Source organism: Nocardia thailandica NBRC 100428 (assembly GCF_000308795.1).
In the GTDB taxonomy this organism is placed as follows: Bacteria; Actinomycetota; Actinomycetes; order Mycobacteriales; family Mycobacteriaceae; genus Nocardia; species Nocardia thailandica.
Genome location: NZ_BAGK01000177.1, coordinates 1 through 9,614, shown reverse-complemented (window position 1 = coordinate 9,614; position 9,614 = coordinate 1). Strand labels below are relative to the sequence as shown.

Sequence of the window (9,614 nt, the reverse complement as noted above, 5' to 3'; positions counted from 1 at the left end):
GTGATCCGTTCGACCGCGACGACTCCGGCGACGGCCCGGCCACGCGATACATGGGCCCGGTCGCCGCCCCGTTCCCGGGCGGCGACGGCCCCGCGACCCAGTACCTTCCCCCGGTCGGTGGCGACTCCTCCGCGACCCAGTACCTCGAGCCCGTCGGCGACGACCCGCGCGGCCGCTACCCCGAGTCCGCGAACGGCGGGGCCCCGGCCACCCGGCGGTACCCGGCGGCAGGCGAGCCCGCCGGATACGACGACCCGGAGCGGGCGAAGGCGACCCAGGTCCACCCCGGAACCGGCGCTCCCGCGGCCGGATACGGCGCGCCGCCGCGGGGCGCCGCCTACAGCGACTACGACGACCCCGGCTACGGTCCGGGCGAGGACGCCGCCTACGGCGCCCGCGACTACCGGGAACCGGCCTACGACGACGGCGGCTACGAGGCGCCCGGCCACGGCGGCCCAGCCTACGGCGCCGCGCCCGGCTACGACGACCCCGCCTACGCGGGCGGCTACGACGATCCCGCCTACGGCTACGACGATCCCGCCCACGGCGACGACGAACCCCGCCGCAGGTCTCTGCTGCCCGTCCTGATCGGCGTCGCCGCGGTGGTCGTGCTGCTCCTCGGCGGCGGCATCGCCTGGCTGCTGCTCGGCGGGTCCGGCGGCGAACAGGCCGCGTCGAGCCCGGACAACACGACCGCCGCGACCACCCCGGCCGCGGCCACCGCCCCGCCGACGGCGTCGCGCGGCACCTCGGCGCCCGCCACCACGAGTGCCGGGGCGCCCGCCCTGCCCGCGGGCGCGCAGCCGTGCGATCCGGCCGGGTCGGGCGGCACCTTCGGCCGGACCGCCACCGGGAGCTCGGTCACCAGTTGCGGATTCGCCGAGGCGGTGCGTTCGGCCTACGCCGCGGGCGGGACCGACCAGTCGCGCGGCGGACCCCGCTCGGTGGTGGCGACCAGCCCGGTCACCGGCCGCACGTACACGATGACCTGCACTCCCGACGGAAAAGTCGTCACGTGCACCGGCGGCGATAACGCCGTGGTGTACGTCTACTGATAACCCTCGCGAGAGGTGGCCGCACCGGCCGCCGAGACACCCGCTCCCGGCCCGACTGTGAGATTCTGAGTGTGTCTGTGCCGGTGCGGCTCCCGCACGGCGGAACGAAGGAAAGCTGATGAGCGAGCACGAACCGGTCGACCCAACGGTCCGCCGCCCGGCGGACGGGGTCCCGGATCTGAACAAGCCGATCCCCCCTGCCCCGCAGCAGGATCCGGCGGCGCCGCCGTACGCGCCGGAGACCATCAAGGCGTCGAGCTACGGCATGGTTCCGCCGCCGCAGGAGACTCCGCCGCCCGGCTACCCCGCGCCGCCGTCGACCGGCGGTGCCTACCCGTACGCCCAGGGTCAGTACCCGGCGGGTTCGGGCGAATACCAGGCCCCGGGTCAGTACCCGGCCGGTTCGGGGGAGTACCAGGCGCCCGGGCAGTACCCGCCCGGTTACCAGGCGCCCGGCCAGTACCCCTCCGGCGGCCAGTACCCGCAGGCGGGCCAGCCGCCCGGTTACCCGGCGGCCACGCCGTACTACGCCGCGGGCCCGCGGCGCCAGACCAACGGCATGGCGATCGCCGCCCTGATCTCCTCGCTCATCCTGCCGCCGCTCGGGATCGTCTTCGGCCACATCGGCCTGTCGCAGATCAAGCAGCGGCACGAGGACGGCAAGGGCATGGCGGTGGCCGGCCTGGTGATCGGCTACGTCTACACCGGCATCGCGCTGGTGGCGATCGTGGCCCTCGGCATCGTCGGCGTCGCGGTGTCCAACGAGATCGACGACCTCGCCTCGGCGACCACCACCACGCGCACCACGTCGTCGTGGACCACCACCAGCCGCGCCCCGCGCACGACGACCACCGCGCCGCCCACCTCGACCTCGCTGTCCTCGGCGGCGGAGACCTCGCGGATCATCAAGGAGGCCAAGGTCGGCGACTGCATCCACCGGGAGCAGGGCGCGGACCTGGGCAACGGCATCTCCGAGACCACGGTGACCAAGGCGACCTGCGGCACCAGCGCCTCCACCCACAAGGTCGTCCAGGTGACCTCGGACAAGGACGTGTGCGGCAATCGCGACTGGGTGCGTACGGGTTCGGAGTCCAACGGCTGGACCGTGCTCTGCCTGCAGAAGGACTGACCACCGCGGCCCGGACGGGGAGCCCTTCGGCGTACCCCGCGCGAGCGGTTCCCATCCGCGGTGATTCCTTTTCGTGACCTACGCGTTATCATTGCCTCGACGCTGATGGACTAGGGGCGGTGTACTGACACTTGTGGTTTCGTGATTCGACCGAGAAATCGGCCTTTTGCCAGGGTGTTCACCGTGCCGGTGCCCGCCGCCGCACGACGGCCGCCGGCGTGCTCGCCGCGGCGGTGCTGCTGGCGGGCTGCGGCGAGACCGCCAAGCCGGGCGGCCCGACGACCAGCAGTGCCGTACCGCGGGCGCACACCGAGGGGCTGAGCATCGAGCTGGCCGTGCCCGGCACGCTCGCCGGTGACTTCGCCGCGCTGCAGCAGAATTTCGCGGGCAGGTCCGGGATGACGATGATGGCGGTCGGCGGGCAGAGCGTGCTCAGCTTCGGCGACTGGACCACCGGTCCGGCCTGGTCGACGATGAAGATCCCGCTCGCGGTGGCGGCGCTGCGCAACAGCAACGCCTACAACGCCATCGCGAGCACCGCGATCACCGCCTCCGACAACGGCGCCGCCGACACGCTGTGGCAGTCGCTGGGCACCGCCGACCAGGCCGCCGCGGCCGTCGAGGCGGTGCTGCGCGAGGGCGGCGACGCCCGCACCACGGTGCCAACCACCCGCACCCGCGCCGACGCCTCGATCTTCGGGCAGGCGGACTGGTCGCTGGCCGACCAGGTCCGCTTCGCCGCCGCGCTGCCCTGCCTGCCCCGGACCGAACGGGTCATCGGCCTGATGGGCCAGATCCAGCCCAGCCACCGCTGGGGCCTCGGCGCGTTCGCCAGCGCCGAGTTCAAGGGCGGCTGGGGGCCCGACCCGGCCGGGAAGTACCTGGTCCGCCAGTTCGGCCTGATCGACACCCCGTCCGGGCGGGTCGCGGTCGCCTTTGCCGCCCAGCCGGATTCGGGACAGTTCAACGACGGCATGGTCCAGCTGGACAAGATGACCAAGCTGCTCTCCGCGCACCTGGCCGACCTCGTCGGCGGCCAGTGCCCGGCCTGAACAGGGCCGATCCCCGCCGCCGCGGGTAGCGCGGCGCGCGCACCGGTCGCCGCGCTCCTAAGATGTTCGGCATGCGCATCGGAGTCTTGACCGGAGGCGGAGACTGTCCAGGGCTGAACGCGGTGATCCGGGCTGTCGTCCGCACCGCCAACGGCCGCTACGGCGACGCGATCGTCGGGTTCCAGGACGGCTGGCGCGGGCTACTCGAGGATCGTCGCATCCCCATCCACAACGACGATCGCACCGACCGCCTGCTCGCCAAGGGCGGCACCATGCTCGGCACCGCGCGCACCAATCCCGATGTGCTGCGGGCGGGCCTGACCCGGATCATGCAGACCCTCGACGACAACGGCATCGACGCGCTCATCCCGATCGGCGGCGAGGGCACGCTGACGGCGGCGAGCTGGCTCTCCGACGAGGGCGTGCCCGTGGTCGGCGTCCCCAAGACCATCGACAACGACATCGACTGCACCGACGTCACCTTCGGGCACGACACGGCCCTGTCCATCGCGACCGAGGCGATCGACCGCCTGCACACCACCGCCGAGTCCCACCAGCGCGTCATGCTGGTGGAGGTGATGGGCCGCCACGCGGGCTGGATCGCCATCAACTCCGGGATCGCCGCGGGCGCGCACCTGACCCTGGTGCCCGAGGAACCGTTCGACGTCGCCGAGGTGTGCGCGATGATCAAGCGCCGGTTCCAGCGCGGCGACAAGCACTTCATCTGCGTGGTCGCCGAAGGATCGCATCCCGCACCGGATTCCGGTTTCGCGCTGCGCGAGGGCGGTATCGACGAGTTCGGGCACGAGCGGTTCACCGGGGTCGCCCAGCAGCTCGGCGCCGAGATCGAGCGGCGCATCGGCAAGGAGGTGCGCACCACCGTGCTCGGTCACGTGCAGCGCGGCGGCAGTCCCACCCCCTACGACCGGGTGCTGGCGACCCGCTTCGGCCTGCACGCCGCGGAGGCCGTGCACGCCGGGCACTTCGGGCAGATGGTGGCGCTGCACGGCACCCGGATCGGCCTGGTGCCGCTGTCGGAGGCCACCAAGCAGCTCAAGGTCGTGCCGGGGGACCGGTACCGGGAGGCCCAGGCCTTCTTCGGCTGAATCGCTGACGCGCGCCGGGCCGCTCGCGGGCCCGGCGTGGGTACCGTGGGCGGATGGGTACGCCTCGGGTGGTCGTCTCCGCACTGCTGCTGCTCGCCGCCGTCCTGGCGGGGTGTTCCCGTGCCGGGGACGCCGAGCCCGCCCCGGTGGCGGGTCGCTGGCACGGCACCATCGACGCGGCGGGGCAGCTGCTGGTGATCGGCGTCGAGCTCGGCGCCGACGGCACCGGGACGATCGACGTCCCGGCGCAGGGCATCGCGGGCGCGCCCCTGGCCGACGTCGAGACCGCGCCGGAGCGGGTCGCCTTCCGCCTGCCGGACATCCCGGGCGACCCGGGATTCCGCGGCCGTCTCCTCGACGACGCGATCGCCGGTGACTGGCGCCAGGCAGGCCGCGCGTTCCCGCTGACGCTGCGCCGCGGCCCGATCCCCGAGGTCGCCCACCCCCAGGAACCGAAGCCGCCCCACCCGTATCGCACCGAGGACGTCGCCTTCCCCAGCGGTGACCTCACCCTGGCGGGCACGCTGACCCTGCCCCAGGGCGCCGGGCCGTTCCCGGCCGTCGTCCTGATCACCGGCAGCGGACCACAGAACCGCGACGAGGAACTGATGGGCCACAAGCCCTTCCTGCTGCTCGCCGACACCCTCACCCGCGCCGGGTACGCGGTGTTGCGCACCGACGATCGCGGGGTGGGCGGTTCCGGCGGCGACCTGGACGCCTCCACGTACGACGACCTGGCGGGCGACGTCGTCCGGGGCGTCGCCTACCTGCGGACCCGGCCCGAGATCGACGCGCGGCGCATCGGCCTGTTCGGGCACAGCGAAGGCGGCTACCTCGCCCCGCTGGCCGCCGCGAGGCCGGGCGCCGACATCGCGTTCGCCGTGCTGATGGCGGGCCCGTCGGTGGTGGGCGCCGACGTGCTCGTCGAGCAGAACCGGCTCCTCCTCGCCGCCCGGGGCGCCCCGCCGGAACGGATCGACGAGCAGGTCGCCTACCTCACCGCGTGGACCGGCCTGTTGCGCGCGGGCGACCTGGCCGGCGCCCGCGACCTCGCCCGCCGCCACAACGCGGGCCTGCCCGAGGACGAACGCGCCCCCGACGCCGTCGTCGACGCGCTGACCACCCCGTACACGGCCGCCCTCGTCGCCTACGACCCCGCCCCGGCGTTGCGCGCGCTGCGCGTGCCGGTGCTCGCCTTCTACGGCGACAAGGATCTGCAGGTCCCGGCCGCGCAGAACGAGGCACCGATGCGCGCGGCCCTGTCCGGTTCGCCCGCGGCGACGGTCCACACCTTTCCCGGCCTCAACCACCTCATGCAGCCCGCCCGGACCGGAACCCCCGCCGAGTACGCCACCATCGAGACGACCGTCGACCCGGCCGTGCTCGCCTTCGTCACCGCCTGGCTCACCCAGCAGATCCCGCCCCGCTAGAGCTTCCTAAGATAGGAAGCTATGAGCGAGCGCAGCGAGCGAACAAGGGGCACGGCCGCCCGTGCGGTCACGCCGGAGCCGAGCCGTAGCGAGGCGCGGGCATGAGCGCACCCACGGTCGAGTTGATGGATTACGCCGACGTCGTCTCCCGGTACGAGCCGGTGCTCGGCATGGAGGTCCACGTCGAGCTGTCCACGGCCACCAAGATGTTCTGCGGCTGCCCCACCGAGTTCGGCGCCGAGCCGAACACCCAGGTGTGCCCGGTGTGCCTCGGCCTGCCCGGCTCGCTGCCGGTGGTGAACGAGAAGGCCGTCGAGTCGGCGATCCGGATCGGCCTCGCGCTGAACTGTTCCATCACCCCCTGGGGCCGGTTCGCGCGCAAGAACTACTTCTATCCCGATCAGCCGAAGAACTACCAGATCAGCCAGTACGACGAGCCGATCGCCCACGACGGCTACCTCGACGTCACCCTCGACGACGGCACCGTGTTCCGGGTCGACATCGAGCGCGCGCACATGGAGGAGGACACCGGCAAGTCGCTGCACGTCGGTGGCGCCACCGGGCGCATCCACGGCGCCAGCCACTCGCTGCTCGACTTCAACCGCGCCGGTGTGCCGCTGATCGAGATCGTCACCAAGCCGATCACCGGCGCGGGCGAGCGGGCGCCGGAGGTGGCGCGCGCCTACGTGACCGCGCTGCGCGAGGTGCTGCGCTCGCTCGACGTCTCCGACGTGAAGATGGAGCAAGGCTCGCTGCGCTGCGACGCCAACGTCTCGCTGATGCCGGTGGGCGCGAAGGAATTCGGCACCCGCACCGAGACCAAGAACGTCAACTCGCTGCGCAGCGTCGAGGTCGCGGTGCGCTACGAGATGCGCCGTCAGGCCGCCGTGCTCACCGCGGGTGGCGAGATCGTGCAGGAGACCCGGCACTTCAACGAGGCCGACGGGTCCACCTCCGCGGGCCGCCGCAAGGAGACCGCCGAGGACTACCGCTACTTCCCCGAGCCCGACCTGGAACCGATCGCCCCCGCCCCGGAATGGGTCGAGGAGCTGCGCGCCACGATCCCCGAATACCCGTGGCTGGTGCGGGCCCGGATCCAGACCGAGTGGAACCTGTCCGACGAGGTCATGCGCGACCTGGTCAACGCGGGCGCCCTCGACCTGATCATCGCCACCGTCGACGCGGGCGCCCCGGTCAACGAGGCCCGCTCCTGGTGGGTCGCCTACCTGACCGAGAAGGCCAAGGAGCGCGAGGTCGCCCTCGCCGAGCTGCCGATCACGCCGGCGCAGGTCGCGGCGGTGATCGCGCTGGTCGAGGCGAAGACGGTCAACAACAAGGTCGCCAAGCAGGTCGTCGACTTCGTCCTCGCGGGCGAGGGCGAGCCCGCCGCGATCGTCGAGGCCAAGGGCCTCGGCATGGTCAGCGACGACTCCGCGCTGCAGGCCGAGGTCGAGAAGGCGCTGGCAGCCAACCCCGACATCGCCGAGAAGATCCGGTCCGGCAAGGTCCAGGCCGCGGGCAAGATCGTCGGCGACGTCATGAAGGCCACCCGGGGCCAGGCCGACGCCGCCCGGGTCCGCGAACTGGTCCTCGCGGCCTGCTCCTGACCCCACCCGCGCCGCCCGTCACCGGAACTCCGGGGACGGGCGGCGCGCGTGTCAGCAGCCCAGCCGACGTGCCAGATCCTCGAAATCGGTGACCTCGAGGTCGAATTCGCCGGTGAACGCGGTGTCGGCGGCGGGGCTGCCCGCGCCGAACTCCAGCGGCCGGGCCACGAAGGCGGTGCGGAAGCCGAGCGCGCCCGCGGCCCGGATGTCGTAGCGGTGGCTGGCCACCATCATGATCCGGGGCGGCTCGAGCCCGAGGTAGCCCGCCGCCATGGCGTAGATCGCCGGATCCGGCTTGAACACCCCGGCCATCTCGGCGGTGAACACCGCGTGCCAGGGCAGGTCGCCGAGCCGGGTGATCGACACGACCGCGCGGACGTCGGCGTTGGACAGCGTCGCCAGCGTGAACCGGGTGCGCAGCCGCCGCAGCCCCGGTGCCGTGTCGGGCCAGGGCACGAGCCGTTCCCACGCCGCCGCGAGCTCGTCCCGCTCGGGCTCGGTGAGGGCGATGCCGCGCTCGTCGAGGAGTTCCCCGAGCGTCCGGCGATAGGTGGCCGACACCGACACCCACGGGTCCGCGCGGGTGCGCGGTCGCGCGGTGGCCCGGAAATAGGCCGCGCGCCAGTCGTTCACGAGCGCGGGCCAGTCGACCTCCGGGAACCGCGCCCCGATCCGCGTCGCCGCGCCGCACACGGTGCTGTGGAAATCGGTCGCGGTGCCCTGCACGTCGAACAGCAGTGCCCGGATCCCCGTCGTGTCACGCATCGGCCGCCCCCTCGTCCCGCCGGGCGGCCGTGCGCCGTCCGGGTGTACCGGGCACTGTAACCGGCGGCGCCCCGGGCCTTTCCGGGCGCGGTGGCTAGTCGGGCCCGCCGCCCGCGCCGCCCGACGGCGGCGGGATCTTCACGACGCGGTCGTCGTTGGGTCCCGGCGCGTCACCGTCCTTGTTGACCGTGGTGGCCCAGATGCTGCCGTCGGCGGCGACCGAGGCGCCGAGGAGTTTGCCGTACTTGTCCTGGGACATGAGCGTCGGCGCGGTGGTCACGGCGTAGGTGTTCGGGTCGGCGGCGATCAGGCCGAGGGCCTTGCTCTCCTGCAGCGCGACCGCCACGCCGTCCCCGGTCGGCGCGCATCCGCCGACGCCGGGATGATCGGACCAGGTCCACGAGGAGGTCAGCGTGCCCTCCTTGGTCAGGTGCTGCAACCGGTCCTCGACGGCGGTGCGGTCGGTGACCCACATGCCCTCCTTGCCGTCGCGGCAGATGTCGCCGACGGACCCGATCCCCGACGCGACCACCTCGGGGGTGTTGGCGCCCGAGGAGGGGGAGTTCAGGCGCAGCACCTTGCCCGCCAGCGACGCGGGATTGCCCGCCGCGGCGGGGTTGCCCGTGTCGCCGGTGACGACCATCAGCTGGGTGGGGCTCGCCCATTCCAGGGCGCCGCGATTGCCGGTGGCGCCCTTGGGGATTCCGGTGAGGATCTCCTTCGGCGTGCCGTCGGCGGCGAAGCGCACCACCCGGTTGTCCGAGGCGGTGGTGATGTAGGCGTACATGAGCCCGTCCTCGCCGAAGGTCGGGGACAGGACCAGGTCTGACAGGCCGCCGTCCCCGGAGCCGTCGACGGGCAGCGTCGCCAGCTCGACGGCGGGTAGCTGCGGGGAGCTCGCGTCCACCTGCTGGATGCCGAGCACGCGCCCGGTGCGGCGTTCGGCGGCGATGGCCCGGTCGCCCGCGCCGATCACCCCGCCGAGCGCGTCGAGGCAGGTGCCCATGACGGTCGGGTCCGGGTCGATGCAGGGGCCCGTCGGCCGCGGGGCCTGCGACGGGTTCTGCTCCTTGGACTTCGGGCCGAGGTTGGAACCCCCGAGCGAGGGCTCGGTGGTGAACGGACTCGACGCCGACTCGTCGAAGCGGGCACAGCCGGCCGCAAGGACGCTGCCGAGCGCCAGCCCGGCCGCCATGACGCGCACCGCGTAAACCGAACTCATGGCACAGACGTTACCGGCAGCCCGGATGCGGCGCTGACACGCCTGATCGGGCGAAGTCCGGCATGTGCCCGGCAAGCGTCCTAAGGTGTGGAAGGTGACGGAGAAGTCGAATGACACACCGAAGTCGGAAGATCCGGGCGCGGCCGAACCGCCCGCGTCGGCGGCCGGTTCCCCGGTGACCAGCCCGTTCGATTCGCCCACGCAGCAGATGCCCAAGCCGGATATGAGCAAGGGCGTCCCGCGTACCG

General features: G+C 72.9%; 7 protein-coding genes and 1 pseudogene. 6 read left to right on the top strand and 2 right to left on the bottom strand.

Translation table 11 applies throughout. From position 1 onward, the window contains the following. The 6 genes and pseudogenes from ON36_RS32865 to gatB all read left to right on the top strand — a co-directional run. Nucleotides 1-1,055: pseudogene (locus ON36_RS32865) on the top strand (hypothetical protein); the annotation flags it as partial. A gap of 118 nt (nucleotides 1,056-1,173) precedes the next feature. Next, entirely contained in the window at nucleotides 1,174-2,184 is a 1,011-nt protein-coding gene (locus ON36_RS35900) for a DUF4190 domain-containing protein (RefSeq protein ID WP_052314135.1), read from the top strand. 218 nt (nucleotides 2,185-2,402) lie between these two features. After that, nucleotides 2,403-3,236: a hypothetical protein gene (locus ON36_RS19185; RefSeq protein WP_043655347.1), complete on the top strand. Its 834-nt coding sequence runs from the start codon at nucleotides 2,403-2,405 to the stop codon at nucleotides 3,234-3,236. 71 nt (nucleotides 3,237-3,307) lie between these two features. Next, nucleotides 3,308-4,342, top strand: coding sequence for an ATP-dependent 6-phosphofructokinase (locus ON36_RS19180; RefSeq protein ID WP_043655353.1), 1,035 nt, complete (start codon nucleotides 3,308-3,310; stop codon nucleotides 4,340-4,342). Nucleotides 4,343-4,395: 53 nt separating this feature from the next. Continuing rightward, nucleotides 4,396-5,772, top strand: coding sequence for an alpha/beta hydrolase family protein (locus tag ON36_RS19175; RefSeq protein WP_052314134.1), 1,377 nt, complete (start codon nucleotides 4,396-4,398; stop codon nucleotides 5,770-5,772). A 101-nt stretch (nucleotides 5,773-5,873) separates the two neighbouring features. After that, nucleotides 5,874-7,379: an Asp-tRNA(Asn)/Glu-tRNA(Gln) amidotransferase subunit GatB gene (gene gatB / locus ON36_RS19170; protein WP_043655346.1), complete on the top strand. Its 1,506-nt coding sequence runs from the start codon at nucleotides 5,874-5,876 to the stop codon at nucleotides 7,377-7,379. 51 nt (nucleotides 7,380-7,430) lie between these two features. Here gatB and ON36_RS19165 read toward each other — a convergent pair whose 3' ends face one another. Then, entirely contained in the window at nucleotides 7,431-8,144 is a 714-nt protein-coding gene (locus tag ON36_RS19165) for a haloacid dehalogenase type II (protein WP_043655343.1), read from the bottom strand. Nucleotides 8,145-8,238: 94 nt separating this feature from the next. Next, nucleotides 8,239-9,366 carry a PQQ-dependent sugar dehydrogenase gene (locus ON36_RS19160; protein ID WP_043655340.1) on the bottom strand — a complete coding sequence of 376 codons (1,128 nt, stop codon included), beginning with the start codon at nucleotides 9,364-9,366 and terminating at the stop codon, nucleotides 8,239-8,241. Nucleotides 9,367-9,614: the final 248 nt, after the last annotated feature.

What these genes read in the sequence shown, in the direction of transcription:
- ON36_RS35900 (WP_052314135.1), top strand. Translation starts at nt 1,174, where the DNA reads ATGAGCGAGCACGAACCGGTCGACCCAACGGTCCGCCGCCCGGCGGAC.
- ON36_RS19180 (WP_043655353.1), top strand. Translation starts at nt 3,308, where the DNA reads ATGCGCATCGGAGTCTTGACCGGAGGCGGAGACTGTCCAGGGCTGAAC.
- ON36_RS19175 (WP_052314134.1), top strand. Translation starts at nt 4,396, where the DNA reads ATGGGTACGCCTCGGGTGGTCGTCTCCGCACTGCTGCTGCTCGCCGCC.
- gatB (WP_043655346.1), top strand. Translation starts at nt 5,874, where the DNA reads ATGAGCGCACCCACGGTCGAGTTGATGGATTACGCCGACGTCGTCTCC.
- ON36_RS19165 (WP_043655343.1), bottom strand. Translation starts at nt 8,144, where the DNA reads ATGCGTGACACGACGGGGATCCGGGCACTGCTGTTCGACGTGCAGGGC.
- ON36_RS19160 (WP_043655340.1), bottom strand. Translation starts at nt 9,366, where the DNA reads ATGAGTTCGGTTTACGCGGTGCGCGTCATGGCGGCCGGGCTGGCGCTC.